General features: G+C 75.3%; 15 protein-coding genes, 1 tRNA gene and 1 pseudogene. 9 read left to right on the top strand and 8 right to left on the bottom strand.

Annotated elements, in window-relative coordinates:
- Positions 1 to 252: 252 nt before the first annotated feature.
- A complete protein-coding gene (locus tag GKE82_RS20615) occupies positions 253 to 1086 on the bottom strand; it encodes an alpha/beta fold hydrolase (RefSeq protein WP_154734605.1) in 834 nt (277 codons plus the stop codon).
- A 96-nt stretch (positions 1087 to 1182) separates the two neighbouring features.
- Between GKE82_RS20615 and GKE82_RS20610 the strand changes: the two genes are divergently transcribed.
- Positions 1183 to 1629, top strand: a complete 447-nt coding sequence (locus tag GKE82_RS20610; protein WP_154734604.1) for a MarR family winged helix-turn-helix transcriptional regulator — start codon at positions 1183 to 1185, stop codon at positions 1627 to 1629.
- Between the two features lie 4 nt (positions 1630 to 1633).
- Here GKE82_RS20610 and GKE82_RS20605 read toward each other — a convergent pair whose 3' ends face one another.
- Positions 1634 to 3256 carry an AMP-binding protein gene (locus tag GKE82_RS20605; protein WP_154734603.1) on the bottom strand — a complete coding sequence of 541 codons (1623 nt, stop codon included), beginning with the start codon at positions 3254 to 3256 and terminating at the stop codon, positions 1634 to 1636.
- Positions 3257 to 3452: 196 nt separating this feature from the next.
- Between GKE82_RS20605 and GKE82_RS20600 the strand changes: the two genes are divergently transcribed.
- Positions 3453 to 3638 (top strand): hypothetical protein, encoded by a 186-nt coding sequence (locus GKE82_RS20600; protein ID WP_107568983.1) that lies wholly within the window; start codon positions 3453 to 3455, stop codon positions 3636 to 3638.
- On the opposite strand, the gene GKE82_RS20595 is transcribed toward GKE82_RS20600, so the two are convergent.
- Together GKE82_RS20595 and GKE82_RS20590 are read right to left on the bottom strand one after the other, a co-directional pair.
- A complete protein-coding gene (locus tag GKE82_RS20595; RefSeq protein ID WP_107568982.1) occupies positions 3611 to 4798 on the bottom strand; it encodes a sensor histidine kinase in 1188 nt (395 codons plus the stop codon). The two genes, GKE82_RS20600 and GKE82_RS20595, sit on opposite strands and share 28 nt — an antisense overlap.
- The gene (locus tag GKE82_RS20590) at positions 4795 to 5436 is read right to left on the bottom strand and encodes a response regulator transcription factor (RefSeq protein WP_154734602.1); all 642 of its coding nucleotides are present in this window, start codon (positions 5434 to 5436) and stop codon (positions 4795 to 4797) included. Before GKE82_RS20590 ends, GKE82_RS20595 begins: the two co-directional genes overlap by 4 nt.
- Positions 5437 to 5616: 180 nt before the next feature.
- Here GKE82_RS20590 and GKE82_RS20585 point away from each other — a divergent pair, with 180 nt between their 5' ends.
- The 3 genes from GKE82_RS20585 to GKE82_RS20575 all read left to right on the top strand — a co-directional run bounded on the left by GKE82_RS20585 (position 5617) and on the right by GKE82_RS20575 (position 6947).
- A complete protein-coding gene (locus tag GKE82_RS20585; RefSeq protein ID WP_107568980.1) occupies positions 5617 to 5820 on the top strand; it encodes a hypothetical protein in 204 nt (67 codons plus the stop codon).
- 258 nt (positions 5821 to 6078) lie between these two features.
- Complete coding sequence (locus GKE82_RS20580) at positions 6079 to 6516, top strand: ribosomal protein L7/L12 (RefSeq protein ID WP_154734601.1); 438 nt, start codon at positions 6079 to 6081, stop codon at positions 6514 to 6516.
- Positions 6517 to 6527: 11 nt separating this feature from the next.
- Entirely contained in the window at positions 6528 to 6947 is a 420-nt protein-coding gene (locus GKE82_RS20575) for a YccF domain-containing protein (protein WP_309233730.1), read from the top strand.
- Positions 6948 to 7082: 135 nt separating this feature from the next.
- Here the strand turns inward: GKE82_RS20575 and GKE82_RS20570 are convergent, their stop codons facing one another.
- The 3 genes and pseudogenes from GKE82_RS20570 to GKE82_RS20560 all read right to left on the bottom strand — a co-directional run bounded on the left by GKE82_RS20570 (position 7083) and on the right by GKE82_RS20560 (position 9359).
- The gene (locus GKE82_RS20570; RefSeq protein ID WP_154734599.1) at positions 7083 to 7862 is read right to left on the bottom strand and encodes an SDR family NAD(P)-dependent oxidoreductase; all 780 of its coding nucleotides are present in this window, start codon (positions 7860 to 7862) and stop codon (positions 7083 to 7085) included.
- A 7-nt stretch (positions 7863 to 7869) separates the two neighbouring features.
- Positions 7870 to 9016 (bottom strand): annotated as a pseudogene (locus GKE82_RS20565) (thiolase family protein).
- A gap of 269 nt (positions 9017 to 9285) precedes the next feature.
- A tRNA-Met gene (locus tag GKE82_RS20560) sits at positions 9286 to 9359 on the bottom strand.
- A 46-nt stretch (positions 9360 to 9405) separates the two neighbouring features.
- On the opposite strand from GKE82_RS20560, the gene GKE82_RS20555 reads away from it, so the two are divergent.
- Genes GKE82_RS20555 through GKE82_RS20545 form a run of 3 tightly spaced genes read left to right on the top strand, consistent with a single transcriptional unit; the run spans position 9406 to position 11567 of the window.
- A complete protein-coding gene (locus tag GKE82_RS20555) occupies positions 9406 to 9852 on the top strand; it encodes a PaaI family thioesterase (protein WP_107568890.1) in 447 nt (148 codons plus the stop codon).
- Positions 9853 to 9880: 28 nt separating this feature from the next.
- Positions 9881 to 10909 (top strand): LLM class flavin-dependent oxidoreductase, encoded by a 1029-nt coding sequence (locus GKE82_RS20550; RefSeq protein ID WP_154734598.1) that lies wholly within the window; start codon positions 9881 to 9883, stop codon positions 10907 to 10909.
- A 4-nt stretch (positions 10910 to 10913) separates the two neighbouring features.
- Positions 10914 to 11567, top strand: a complete 654-nt coding sequence (locus GKE82_RS20545; protein ID WP_154734597.1) for a DsbA family oxidoreductase — start codon at positions 10914 to 10916, stop codon at positions 11565 to 11567.
- Here the strand turns inward: GKE82_RS20545 and GKE82_RS20540 are convergent.
- On the bottom strand, positions 11551 to 12186 hold the full coding sequence (locus tag GKE82_RS20540; RefSeq protein ID WP_154734596.1) for a hypothetical protein: 636 nt from the start codon (positions 12184 to 12186) through the stop codon (positions 11551 to 11553). The two genes, GKE82_RS20545 and GKE82_RS20540, sit on opposite strands and share 17 nt — an antisense overlap.
- An 887-nt stretch (positions 12187 to 13073) precedes the next feature.
- Between GKE82_RS20540 and GKE82_RS29130 the strand changes: the two genes are divergently transcribed.
- Positions 13074 to 13961 carry a D-glucuronyl C5-epimerase family protein gene (locus GKE82_RS29130; protein WP_309233826.1) on the top strand — a complete coding sequence of 296 codons (888 nt, stop codon included), beginning with the start codon at positions 13074 to 13076 and terminating at the stop codon, positions 13959 to 13961.
- Positions 13962 to 14004 lie beyond the last annotated feature (43 nt).

Here is a 14004-nt window from a genome sequence, read left to right as displayed (position 1 = left end):
GAGGGCGCGGAGCGCCTTGCCGAGCCGACCGCATCCCTCTCCAGAGTAGGTCATCTCCCCCATACGGACGAATATACGGGGGGAATTTTTGAGAAAGCAACCGTGGATTGCGCGCTATGGCGCGCTGACCGTCTCCGCCAGTTGCTGCGCCAGCTCGTCGCAGACGTGGTCCCGCGAGCAGCGGGCACGGCGGCCTGCCCGGTCCGAGCCCGGGCGAGCGGGCACGCGCGCCGGCCGACTCGCCGCGCGGGCTCAGCCGAGCGTGCGCAGGAACGAGATCAGCGCCTCGTTGAACGCGTCGGCGTGCGTGGCGTTGAGCCCGTGCGGGCCGCCCTCGATCAGCGCGAGCTGCGCGCCGTCGATCGTCTCGTGGGTGCGCTTGCCGGAGACCTCGAACGGGACGATGGCGTCGCTGTCGCCGTGGATGACGAGCGTCGGCACGTCGATCTTCGCGATGTCGTCGCGGAAGTCGGTGCGGCCGAACGCGGCGATGCAGTCGAGCGTGCCCTTGGGCGAGGCGCCGGAGGCGATCCGCCAGAGGTAGTGCTTCAGCGGCTCGGAGACGAGATCGGTGCGGTCGCCGACGGCGAAGAAGTTCGACACGAAACCCTCGAGGAACGCGAGCCGGTCCCCGGTGACGCCGCCCTCGAACTCGGCGATCGTCGCGTCGTCGAGGCCACCGTCGGGGTTGTCGTCGCTCTTGTAGAGGTACGGCGGGACCGCGGCGGCGAACACGGCGGCACGGACGCGCTCGCTGCCGCGGGTGCCGAGGTAGCGGGCGACCTCGCCGCCGCCCATCGAGAAGCCGACGAGCGCGGCGTCGCGGACGTCGAGGTGCGTGAGCAGCGCGTCGAGGTCCCCGGCGAAGGTGTCGTAGTCGTAGCCGTCCCACGGCTGGGAGGAGTCGCCGAAGCCGCGGCGGTCGTAGGTGATGACCTGGAAGCCGGCGTCGACGAGCGGGGCGATCTGCGGCTCCCACGAGCGGCCGCTCAGCGGCCAGCCGTGGATCAGGACGACGGGCTTGCCGGCGCCGACGACCTCGTAGTGGAGCTCGACGTCGGAGCCGGGGATCTGGAGTGCGGACATCGGGGAAGGCCTTTCGTGGGGGTGGGTGGTGCGCGGGTCAGAACCTATCACACGATCCAATCGTGCACGATGTAATCGTGGAGGTACCATACGGGGATGGCCGCCCCGCCACCGCTCACCCTCGACGAGGCCCTGTGCTTCGCGCTCTACTCCGCCTCACGCGCGGTCACGACGCTGTATCGGCCACTGCTGGACCCGCTGGGCCTGACCTACCCGCAGTACCTCGTGATGCTCGCGCTCTGGGAGCGCGACGCGCGCACGGTGCGGGAGCTCGCCGACGCGCTGCAGCTCGACTACGGCACGCTGTCCCCGCTCCTCAAGCGGCTCGAGGCGACGGGCCTGGTGGAGCGCCACCGCCGCCCCGAGGACGAGCGCTCGGTGCTCGTGCAGCTCACCGCCGCCGGGCAGGAGCTGCGGGAGTCCGCGGCGTGCGTCCCCGATCGCGTCGCGACCGCGATGGGGCTCACGCCGGGTGACTTCGAGCGGCTGCGCGGCACGCTCCAGGACCTCGCGCGCGCGGTGCGCGAGCCCCCCGCCGCCTGAGCGCTCAGTCGCGCGGGAGCGCCGCCCGCCGGATCTTCCCGGTCGCGGTGCGCGGCAGCGCCTCCACGACGGTGATCGCGCGCGGCACCTTGTAGCGCGCGAGGTGCGCGCGGACGTGGTCCTTCAGCGCCTCCTCCGTGACCGGGCCGCGCAGGACGACGAACGCGACGAGCCGCTGGCCGAACTCCTCGTCGGCCACGCCGACCGCCGCGGCGTCCGCGACCGCCGGATGCGCGGCGAGCGTCGCCTCGACCTCCTGCGGGAAGACGTTCTCGCCGCCGGACACGATCATCTCGTCGTCGCGGCCGTCGACGAACAGGCGGCCCTCGTCGTCGAGGTGGCCGAGGTCGCCGATGCCCATCAGGCCGTCGACCACCGGTCGTCCTCCGCCCCCGGTGTACCCCTCGAAGAGCTGCGTGCTGCCGACGAAGATCCGGCCCGTCGTCCCGGGCGGGACCGCGCGACCGTCCGCGTCGAGGATCCGCACCCGCACGCCGGGGACCGGTCGCCCCACCGTGCCGGGCGCCGCGCGCAGGTCCGACGGGGTCGCGAGCGACACGCCCCCGACCTCGCTGGAGCCGTAGCCGTTGTAGAGGACCGCCCCGAAGCGGTCCATGACCCGGCCGGCGAGGTCCGGGGAGAGCGGCGCCGCCCCCGACGCGACGACCCGCAGCTCGGGCAGCGGCCGCGCGTCGTCGACGTCGACGAGCCGGCGCAGCATCGTCGGCACGGCGCACAGCACCCCGACACGGTGGTCGGCGAGCGCCGCCAGCACCGCGGCGGGGTCGAAGCGCCGCTGCAGCACCAGCGGGGACCCGGCGGCGAGCCCGGCCACCATCGCCGCGAGCCCGAACATGTGGTTCAGCGGCGGCGCGACGAGCAGCGGCGCGCCGGCCCGGGGCACCGGCCGGATCCGGGCCAGCAGGTCGACCGCGGCGGGCGCCGCGGCGAGCAGCGCGAGCGGGGTCGCCGACGAGGTGCGCGGCGCCCCCTTGGGCACCCCGGTCGTGCCCGAGGTCAAGAGCACGACGCGGCCGCTCCCGCGCGCGCCCCGCGGCGCCGGGAGGCCCGCGCCCTCGACGAGCAGGTCGTCGACGGTCTCCCCCGCGACCGGGCCGTCGTGCCAGGCGACGACCCGCGCGCCGGCGAAGCCGTCCAGCAGTCCGGCGAACTCCTCGTCGTGGACGACGAGCTGCACGCCCTCCCGATCGAGCACGGCGCGCAGCTGCGGGCCGGCGAAGTCGGTGTTCAGCGGCACGAGGTCGGCACCGACCCGGGACGCGGCGAGCGCCGCGACGACGAAGCCCCGGTGGTTGCGACACAGCACGCCCACGCGGGCGTCGGCGGCGGGCAGCCGGACCGCCAGCGCGGCGGCCAGCGCGCGCACGTCGGCGTCGAGCTCCTCCTGCGTGAGCGTCCCACGCTCGTCGTGCAGCGCGGCACGCGGCGCCCACAGCGCCGCGCCGAGCGCGGCGGCGGACGCCAGCGCCCCGCCGGCCCCGCGGACGGCGAGCGCGGCGCGCAGCGGGCGGTCCGGTCGCACGGGGCGCAGCGCCCCGCTGCGCGCGACCGTGCCGCCCGCGCCGAGCAGGGGACCGAGCGGGCCGGTGGGCGGGGTCAGGCGCATCGTCGGGCGAGTATCACGCACCGGTCCTCGCCCCGCACGAGGCCGACCGGGCCGCCCGGCCCGCCCCGGACGCGACGATCGTCGGCCGATCGACCGACGCCGCGCACCCCGGAGGATCTGCCGATCGGCGGATGCCGGACCGGGTGCGCCGGCGGGAGGCTGTGACCGTCCACCTCCTCCCGAAAGGACGCCCCCCATGCCCCTCCCCGACGCCATCGCCGATCGCCTCGACCGCAACCGCCTCGCGATCCGTCGCGACGGTCGCGCGCTCGTCTCCGGCGCCCGGCCGCTGCAGCAGCGGCTCGCGGAGCTCGGCTCGCACATCCAGCAGGCCCGGCGGGCCCACGACGCGGTCTATCCGCCGCGCCGCCGTCCCGCCTGAGCGTCCGGGCCACCGGGTGGCACCCGGACCTGCACCGTCGTCCCGGTCTCCTCGGCGGTGACGATCCGCAGCTCCCCGCCCGCGGCCCGCACCCGTTCGATCAACGCGGCCACGCCGATGTGCCGGTCCCGGACCGCCGACTCCAGGCGGCCGTCCGGGATGCCGCGACCGTCGTCCGCCACCGTCAGCGCCAGGTCCTCCCCCTCCGGCGCCACGGTCACGCGGACGGCGGTCGCGTGCGCGTGCTTGGCCGCGTTGCCGAGCAGCTCGCGCGCGGCGCTGACGAGCAGCTCCGACGCTCCCGTGCGCTCGACCTCCGGCGCGACCGTCACGGTCGCCGCGAAGCTCCCGCGCTCGGCGGCCTCGTCGGCGAGGCTCTCGAGCACCGCGGTCAACCCCGCCCGCTCGAGCCCGAGCGGGTGCATCTGGAAGACCTCCCGGCGCAGCTGCCGGTCGGTCTCGTCGAGCGCCGCGCGCAGGCGCTCCTGCGCGCCGGGCACGCCGCGCGCGAGGTCGGTGACCTCCTGGCGGGCGAGCAGCACGTTCTGGATCGCGTGGTCGTGCAGCTGCTCGGCGAGGCGGCGGCGCTCGCGGGCCTCGGCGTCGAGGGTCTGCTGCACGAGCGCGCGGCGGGTGGCGGCGAGCTCGGCGAGCGCCCGCTGGCGCAGCCCGACGAGCACCGAGAGCATCACGGCCGCGCCCGCGACCCAGAGCAGCGCGGCGCTGTCGGCGGCGACGAGCTGCCAGTCCCCCGGCAGGGTCGTGCGCGGATGCGGCAGCGTCACCGCGAGGTAGGCGAGGACGGCGAGCCCCGACCAGGCGGCGGTCAGCCGCGGGGACAGCCGCAGCGCCGCGGCGATCGGCAGCACGAAGAACACGTAGGTGAGGGGCGAGGCGGGACCGCCGCTGGTGTAGACGACGAGCGCCAGCAGCACGAGGTCGAGGAACGCCTGACCGGTCCCGGTGAACGCCGCCCCGCGCCGGGCGAGGACGACCACGAGGCCGGCGAGGGCGTAGAGCGCGAACGCCGCCATCACCCACGGATACGCGCCCGTGGTGGCGTCGGGCTCGGCGGTGGCGGTCCCCAGCAGCGCGACCGGCACGAGCGCGAGCCGCAGCAGCGCGATCCCGCGGACCTCGGAGGCCCGGTCGGCGGTCATTCCAGCAGGCCGCGACGCATCGCCTCGGCGACGCACGCCGCGCGGTCGGAGACGCCGAGCTTCTCGTAGAGGTGGCCCAGATGGGTCTTCACCGTGCCGGGCGCGAGGTGCAGCCGCGCCGCGACCCCCGGGGCGCTGAGGCCCTCGGCGATCAGCACGAGGATCTCCTGCTCGCGGTCGGTCAGGACGGGACGGTCGTCGTCGACGCCCTGGGCGCGCAGCTGCTCGAGCAGGACGCCCTGGAGGCTCGGGTGCAGCGTCGAGTCGCCCCGGGCGGCCGCCTCGATCGCCTCGCAGACCTCGTCGCGCTCGGCGCTCTTGGGCAGGTAGCCGACCGCACCGCCCGCCAGCGCCTGGTGCACCACGGGGCCGTCGACGAAGGCGGAGAACATGACGACGCGCACCGGCCGCTGCTCGCGGCGCAGGGCCTGCAGGACCTGGAGGCCGTCGAGCTCCGGCATCCGCGCATCGAGCAGCAGCACGTCGGGCGCCAGCTCGCGGGCGAGCTCGAGCGCCTGGCGGCCGTCGGTCGCCTCGCCGACGAGCTCCAGTGACGGGCGCAGCTCGATCGCGCGGACCATCCCGTCGCGGAACAGCGGATGGTCGTCGGCGACCACGACCCGGACGCGCTGGCTCATCCGCGGATGTCTACCACCGACCGCGGCCGTGGACGACGCCGCCGGTCGGCGCGCGAGCGTCGGTCGATCGGCCGACCGCGGACGGTCCCCCACGCACCCCGATGGGCCCCTTCCGCGGCCGGGCGCGGCGCGCGACGCTGCGGGCACCGTCCTGTCACCCCACCCTTGGAGGGCCGTTCCGTGCACGACGCCTACACCTGCCCGCACTGCGGGGGCCGCGTCACTCCGTTCGCCGCGGGCTGCGCCTACTGCGGCGCCGATCTCGACGCCGAGCGCCGCCGCCGCGCGACGCCGCCGATGCGGCGCCTGCGCGACGGGCTCGTCGAGCTGCGCCACCGGGCCCGCCGGCCGGGCACGCGCCACCGGCTGTCCGCGCACCGGTAGGCCCGGGCCCCGCGGAGCGGCTCGTCGCGAGAAGCCATCCAGGTGCGGTGCCGGTCCCTCACGACCTCGGGGCGGGGATGTCCGGCACGTACTCGCCGGGACCGTCTCGTCGCGTCGGAAGACGCGTCCTCGGACATTGCCGCAAACCTGGTGGCAGCTCGTGCAGATGCTGGCCGACCAGCCCGGCCGCCGACCGAGTTTCCCGCGCGGTTCGCCGACGTCCACGATCGCTGGTGCCCGCAGGCTAAGGTCAGGGCCGTGTTCTGGCGCAGGAAGCAGCGGAGCGACGATCCCTTCGGCGGCGGCGCAATGGTCGTCCCCACGCCCTCGGCGGCGTTCCTTCCGGCGCGGGGGGACCACGAGCTGGTCCTCGAGGCCGCGGGCGAGCAGCAGATCCGGATCATCAAGGTCTGCCGTGAGGCCACCGGACTCGGGCTGAAGGAGGCCAAGGACCTGGCTGACCGTGCCCCGTCCTCGCTCGGCTCCTTCTCCGCGGCCGACGCCGAACGGCTGCGGGCGCAGATCGTCGCCGCCGGCGGCCGCGCAAGCGTCAGGCGGGCGACCGGCGGCAGCACGCCCGAGCCGGCCGCTGCCGACACCGTCGAGCTGCTGGAGCGCCTCGTCGCCCTTCGCGATCGCGGCGCGCTGACCGAAGAGGAGTTCGCCCGGGAGAAGCAGCGCATCCTCGGCGCCTGAACCGAACCGCCGTGCGCCTGGCCCTCAACCTCATCTGGCTGGTCCTCGCCGGCTTCTGGCTGTTCGTGGGCTACGCCTTCGCGGGACTCGTCTGCTTCGTCTTCATCATCACGATCCCGTTCGGGGTCGCGTCCTTCCGTATGGCCTTCTACGCCCTCTGGCCCTTCGGCCGCACCGTCGTCCCCCAACCCGGGAAGACGGCCGGCTCGACGGCCGGCAACCTGCTCTGGTTCGCCCTCGGCGGCTGGTGGCTCGCCCTGGTCCACCTCCTGACCGGCCTGCTCCTGTGCCTCACGGTCATCGGGATCCCGCTCGGCGTCGCGAACCTCAAGCTGCTGACGGTCAGCCTGCGGCCGTTCGGCCGGGAGATCGTCAGCATCGAGGAGGCCCGCGCGCGCGGACTGACCGGCGAGGCAGGGTTCGGCACCTGACTCCCCCGGGGCGCCCGGACCTGCCTCAGATCGTCTCGACCGTCCCGGACACACGGGAGCGCAGTGCTCGCCGACGCGCTCCGTCGTCCGGTCTCCGCGGGGACACCCGCGAGGACGCAGCGTCGATACCGGCGGTCAGCCGGTCATGCCCACGCTCAGGCCGCCGGACACGTTCAGGGTCTGCCCGTGGACGTAGTCGGAGGCCGGGGAGCACAGGTAGTAGATCCCGCGCGCGGCCTCGTCGGCGGTGGCTCCGCGACCGAGCGGGATGTGCGTCGCGAGCCCCTGGCGCGCGGCCTCGGGGAGGTCGGCGGTCAGCCGGGTCTCGATGAGCCCGAACGCGATCGCGTTGACGTTGATCTTGTGGCCGCCCCACTCCTTGGCCAGCGCCCGGGTGAGGCCGACCGCCCCGCCCTTGGCCGCCGCGTACGCGACCTGGCCGGCGTTGCCCATCACGCCGGCGAGGGACACGACGTTGACGACCTTGCGGAAGACCTCGATCCCTTCCGCGCGCTCCTGCTTCGCCGGCTCGCGCAGATGCGGCGCCGCCGCCCGCAGGATCCGGAACGGCACGACCGTGTGGATGTCGAGCATCGCCTGGAACTGCTCGTCGGTGACCTTGTGGATCGGACCGTCCCACGCGTAGCCCGCGTTGTTGACGACGATGTCGAGACGGCCGAACGTGTCGACCGCGTGCTGCACGAGGGCGTCGCAGACGCCGTCGGCGGTGAGGTCCCCGACGTGCGCGCTCCCCGGCGTCGCCAGCGCCGCGGCGACCGCGCCCGCCTCGTCCCCGTCGCGGTCGCTCACCACGACGTGCGCCCCGGCGGCGGCCAGCTTCAGCGCGGCCTGCTCGCCGATGCCGCGTCCGGCGCCGGTGACGATCGCGACCTTGCCCTGCAGTTCCTGGGACATGCCCCTCCTAGAGGATCTCGATGATGGTGGCGTTGGCCATGCCGCCGCCCTCGCACATGGTCTGCAGCCCGTAGCGGCCGCCGGTGTCCCGCAGGTGGTGGATCAGCGTCGTCATGATCCGCGCGCCCGAGCCGCCGATCGGATGCCCGAGCGCGATCGCGCCGCCGTTGGGGTTGAGCTTCTCGCGGTCGGCGCCGGTCTCGGCGAGCCACGCCAGCGCGACGGACGCGAAGGCCTCGTTGACCTCGAAGACGTCGATGTCCTCGAGACCCAGCCCGGCCTTCGCGAGCGCCTTCGCCGTCGCCGGGATCGGCGCCGTGAGCATGATCACCGGGTCGGTGGCGGCCATCACCGCGGTGTGGACGCGCGCCAGCGGCGTCAGCCCGAGCTCGCGCGCGCGCTCGCTCGTCGTCATCAGCAGCGCGCCGCCCCCGTCGCTGATCTGCGAGGCGTTCCCCGCCGTCACCGTGCCGTCCTCCGTGAAGGCGGAGCGGATCTGGGCGAGCTTCTCGACCGTGCCGCCGCGGCGCACGCCCTCGTCGGTGTCGATGACCGTCCCGTCGCCCAGCGTCACGGGCGCGATCTGGGCCGCGAAGCGCCCCGCGTCGATCGCCGCGGCCGCGCGCTCATGGGAGGACAGCGCGTACTCGTCGAGCTGCGTGCGCGAGAGCGACCAGCGCTCGGCGATCATCTCGGCGCCGACGCCCTGGTTGGGGACGATGCCGTCGTAGCGCGCGAGGAGACCGGGCCCGTACGGCTCGCCGCCCTCCGCCGAGACACCCATCGGCACCCGCGACATCGACTCCATCCCACCCGCGACGACCACGTCGTACTGGCCGCTCACGAGCCCGGCGGCGGCGAAGTGCACCGCCTGCTGCGAGGAGCCGCACTGCCGGTCCAGCGACACGCCCGGCACCTCCTCCGGCCAGCCCGCCGCGAGGGACCGCGCTCCGCGCGACGTTGAAGGACTGGTCACCGACCTGCGCCCCGACCCCCCAGATGACGTCGTCGACCACGGCCGGATCCACCCCCGTGCGATCGACGAGCGCACCGAGGAGGTGCGCCGACAGGTCGACGGGGTGGACGGTGGACAGGCCACCGCCACGCTTGCCGACCGGCGTGCGAACCGCCTCCACGATCACCGCGTCCCTCATGGACGGCCCCCGAGCGCGCGGCAGGACAGTCCGTCCGGACAGCATGTTGCCTCAGTCATGGACCCAGCGTAGCGCACCTCGTACACATCGTCCGAAGTTCGGCGGGTACGCGCGCGACGGACGACGACAGCAGGGGCGCGACCCTCGCGGTCGGCGGCGGATGGATCCGATCGCAGCAGCCCTCACAGCCCCGGGCAGACCCCAGAACGGCGAAAGCCGCCCGGCGAGAGGCGGCTTCCGTGCTGGTTCGTTCTGAGGAACGAACCAAGTAGCGGGGGCAGGATTCGAACCTGCGACCTTCGGGTTATGAGCCCGACGAGCTACCAGACTGCTCCACCCCGCGGCGGACAGAGGACGATAGCAAAGCCGGGATCGGCGAGGATGCCCGGATGACCGATCGTCCCGACCCGGCGGCGCTCGCCGCGCGCTTCGCGACCGTGCTCGAGGTCCCCGTCCACCGGGCGCTCGAGGTGCGGTTCGCCGACCCGGACGATCCGACGCAGGGGCTGCTGCTGCCGGTGCGCGGCCTGGCCCTGAACCCGCAGCGGGTGCTGCACGGCGGGCTCGTGCCGACGCTGCTGGACGTCGCCGCGTACCTGACCGTGGTGCCGCACCTGCGACCGGGGACCAACGCGGTCACGCACACGGCGCAGGCGTCACTGGCCCGCGCGGTGCCGGAGGGGGCGACCGTGCGGTTCGTCGGGCACCTGGACCGCATCGGGCGCACGCTCGCGTTCTGCGGCGCGCGCGCCTACGACGGCGACCGGCTCGTGGCCACCGGCACGCTGGTGAAGTCGATCGTCCCGCTCCCCGACGGCAGCGCGCGCGACGCGTAGGCGGTGCGTGCCCGGGCACCCCCGGGACATGACCCCCTCCACCCCAGAGTTCGTCTTCGCCGCGTCCCACGAGCAGTTCACCCCGTCCCAGCTGCTGCAGCAGGCGATCGCCGCGGACGCCGCCGGCTTCGACGGCATCGGCTGCTCGGACCACTTCGCCCCGTGGTGGCCGGAGGGGGAGTCCGGTCAGGCGTGGGCGTGGCTCGGCGCCGCAGGCCAGGCGACGTCGTCCCGGCGGCTCGGCACGGGCGTGACCGCGCTCGTGCACCGCTACCACCCGGCGGTCGTCGCGCAGACGTTCATGACGCTCGAGGACCTCTTCCCCGGTCGCGTGTTCCTCGGGGTCGGGTCCGGCGAGGCGCTCAACGAGATCCCCTGCGGCGCGGACTGGCCCTCCCCCGCCGAGCAGATCGAGCGCATGGACCAGGCGCTCGACGTCATCCGCCGCCTGTGGGCCGGGGAGCGGGTCACCGCCGACCACGGCTGGTTCGCCGTCCGCGACGCGAAGCTCTACTCGCGCGCCGACCGCCGGCCGGACCTCTACGTCTCCGCGTTCGGGCCGCAGGCGGCGGAGATCTCCGGCCGTCACGGCGACGGGCTGTGGACGCTGGGGGATCCCGACCGGGTGCCGGAGATCCTCGCCGCCCACCGCGAGTCCGCGCAGCGCCACGGCCGCGACCCCGGGAAGCTCATCCTCCAGGGCCTCATCGCCTACGCCCGGGACGAGACGGCGCTGCTGGACGGGTCGCGCGGCTGGCGCGGCCCGCAGCCGCCCGAGGTCTACCGCGACGCGGTCGGCACCCCGGAGGAGATCCAGGCGGTCGCCGCCCCGCAGATCGGCGACGACGACCTGCGCGAGAAGCTGATCCTCAGCACGGATCCGACCGTGCACGTCGAGCGCGTCCTGCAGCTCGTCGAGCTCGGGGCGGACATCGTCTGCCTGCAGAACGTCGCAGGCGCCGACCCGCTCGGGACGATCGAGCTCTACGGCGACGAGGTGCTGCCCGCGGTGCGCCGCGCGATCGCCCAGGGCGAGGTCGGGCAGCTGTCACGATGAGCCGATGCTCCTGGAGATCTGGTCGGACGTCGCCTGCCCGTTCTGCTTCGTCGGCAAGCGCAACCTCGAGGCCGCGCTCGCGCAGTTCGAGCACGCCGACCAGGTGGAGGTGCGCTGGCGCAGCTTCCAGCTCGCGCCCGACGCGCCGCTGACGACGCAGGCGACCTCGACCGAGTACCTCGCCCGCAAGTACGGCCGGTCGCTCGAGGAGGCCGGCCAGATGCAGGAGCGGATGGTCGCCATGGCCGCCGAGGCCGGCATCGAGATGCACCCCGACCGCGTGCGCATGACCAACACGCGCGACGCGCACCGCCTGCTGCAGCTCGCCCACGAGAGCGGTCGGCAGGACGCGCTCAAGGAGGCGTTCCTGCAGGCCTACCACGCCGACGGCGAGCACCTCGGCGACCCGGCGACGCTGCGGCGCCTCGCGGTCGACGCCGGGCTCCCGCCCGAGCGCGTCGACGCGGTGCTCGGCTCCGACGAGTTCGCCGCCGCCGTCGACGCGGACATCGAGCAGGCCGTCGAGTTCGGCCTGCAGGGCGTGCCCGCGTTCGTGCTGGACCGGCGCATGGGCCTCACGGGCGCCCAGCCCCCGGAGGTGCTGCTCCAGGGGCTGCGCACCGCGCACGAGCGCGCGGGCGCTAGCGCTTCTGGATGAAGCCCTGGTACGTCTGGGTCGCCAGCGCGTCCCCGATCGCGGGACCGAGCGACTCCCGGTAGGTCCCGGTGTGGCACTCGTCGGACGGGCGGTCGAGCGCGCGGACGGTCGTGCGCAGGTAGACCTGCTTGCCCGCCGGCGTCGGGGTCTGGCGCCCGGCGGTCACGCCCGTCGGGGTGATCCGCATCGCCTGCAGCTCGGTCCGGCCGTCGGTCCGGGGCCGCCGGACGACCCGCCAGGCGCTGGTGCCGCGCGTGCCCGCGTCGAGCACGTAGGGGCCGGTGCCGGGAGTGGCCGCCTGCACGAGCGCCTGCGCGTCGGCGCCGCGGTCGACGAGCACGAAGTCGGCCTTCGCGGTCACCGTGTACGTGCAGGTGTCGCTGGCCTTCGTGACGGTCAGGGCGGTCTTCGACGCTTTCGCCGTCCAGCGGGTGGGGAAGATCAGCCGGACCGATCCCTGTCCCTTGACCGCGGCGAAGCCGTCGACGGTCGCGGAGATCGGGGCGGAGCGGGGGGACTGGGTCGAGGACGCGCCGAGTGCGCCGGTGACGCCGGCGCCGGCGAGGCCGACCGCGGCGATCGCGGCGGCGGAGGTGAGGGTGGTTCGCACGTGGGGCATGTCCCTGAGACGGGCTCGGGCCCCGGAGGTCACGCCTCTTCCATGAGAGTCCTCTCACGAACGGGGACGGACTGGCGCACCACGTCGCACCTGCCGATAGGACTCGCAGATCGTCGTGTCCCGTCGGCGCCCGCTCCACCTGCTCCTCCTGGCCCTGTGCTCGCTCGCGCTTCTCGGCGCGGGCCCCGAGCCGTCCCCCGACGCGCCCCGGCCGCTGCCGCTGCCGCTGCTGCCCGCCACCGTGACCGCGACGACCGAGGCGCTGCGCGACGTCGCCACCGCGGCGCGCGCGGTCGACCGGCGCGTGCGTCGCACCGAGTTGCGACGGCTGCGCGGGTCGGCGACCGTCGACGCGGTGATCCGCCGCGCCTGGCTGACCCGCCGCACCGACCGCGCCGGGTACGCAGCCCAGCGCCGCGTGCTCGCCGACGCCCGCGCCGCGGCCCGGTGGCTCGGCGGGCCGCGCGGCGCCGAGCAGCGTGCCGCGCTGCGGGTCGCGCAAGACCTCGCGGCCGACGGGGTCCTGACCACCGACCGGCTGCCCGCCGTGCTGCTGACGCTGCGCCGCAACACGGACTGGTGGACCCGCCGTGGCGCCCCCGCCGTCGGCCGCTCGCTCGTGCGCGGCGGCGACCCGGTGACGATGCGCTACGTGCCCGGCCGCGGCCTCGTCCTGCACCAGCTCGCCAGCTGGGGGCGCGTCGCGGCGCTCTCCGGCCACTGCCTGCGCGACCGCGCGCACTGCCCGCGCCGGCGGTTGCGCGCCGCGGTCGACCGGCTGCTCGCGCTCGGCGTGCGGCGTGACGGCGTGCTGCGGTTCGAGAGCTACTTCCGCTGGGGCGGCGCGCGCGCCCCGTGGATCAGCGCGATGACGCAGGGGGACCGCCATCCAGGCGCTCACCCGCACCGGCACGGTCCTGCGCTCGCGCCCGGACACCCGGCGGGCGCGCGCGGCGCTGCGGGCGTTCGACCGCCGCGCGCCGTTCGGCGTCTCCACGCGCGCACCGGGCGGGTCGCACTTCGTCATGTACTCGACCGAGCCGAGCCTGCGGATCCTCAACGGGCACCTGCGCGCCCTGACCGGGCTGCGGGACCTCGCCTCGCTCGCCGAGTCCGGGGAGGCGCTGCGCCTGTACCGGCGCGGGGAGCGGGCCGCGCGCGTCGAGCTGCGCGAGGCGGACACGGGGGCATGGTCGCGCTACAGCGACGGGGGTCGCGAGGCGAGCCTCGGCTACCACCGGCTCGTCACCGGCTTCCTCGCCGATCTCTGCGAGCGCGACGCCGGACGACGCTACTGCAGCGCGGCACGGCGGTTCCGCCGCTACGAGCGCGAGCCGACCCGCGTGACGGTGCGCGTCCCGTCGCGGCCACGGGCGCGCGACGCGACCGGGGTCGCGGTGTGGATCTCGAAGGTCTCCGCCGTGTCGGTGACCGTCCGCGACGCGCGCGGACGGGTGGTGCTGTCGCGCCGCACCACGCTGCCGCGCGGCCGGCACCGCATCGCCTGGACGCCGGCGCGTCGCGGCCGCTACACGGTGCGGGCCGCCGCGACCGGGCCGGGCTCGCCCCCCGTCGGCCGTGGCGCGCGGACGGTCCGGGTGCTGCGCTCGCGCGCGGAGATCGCACGGGCCGTCGAGCGCCGCCGCGCCGCGGCCCGCCGGCGCGCACTGGCCCGCCGCCGGGCGGCCGTCAGGCGCGCGCAGGAGCAGCGCCGCGCGGCCGACGACCGCCGCGCCGCGCGCCAGCGCCGCGCCGCCCTGCGCGCCGGCCGCTGAGGCGCCGGGCGCAGGCACGCGTCGGGCCCGCCCTCACGAGGAG

It is taken from the genome of Conexibacter sp. W3-3-2, assembly GCF_009707605.1.
Classification (GTDB): domain Bacteria; phylum Actinomycetota; class Thermoleophilia; order Solirubrobacterales; family Solirubrobacteraceae; genus Paraconexibacter; species Paraconexibacter algicola.
This window is presented reverse-complemented; position numbering and strand designations above follow the sequence as displayed.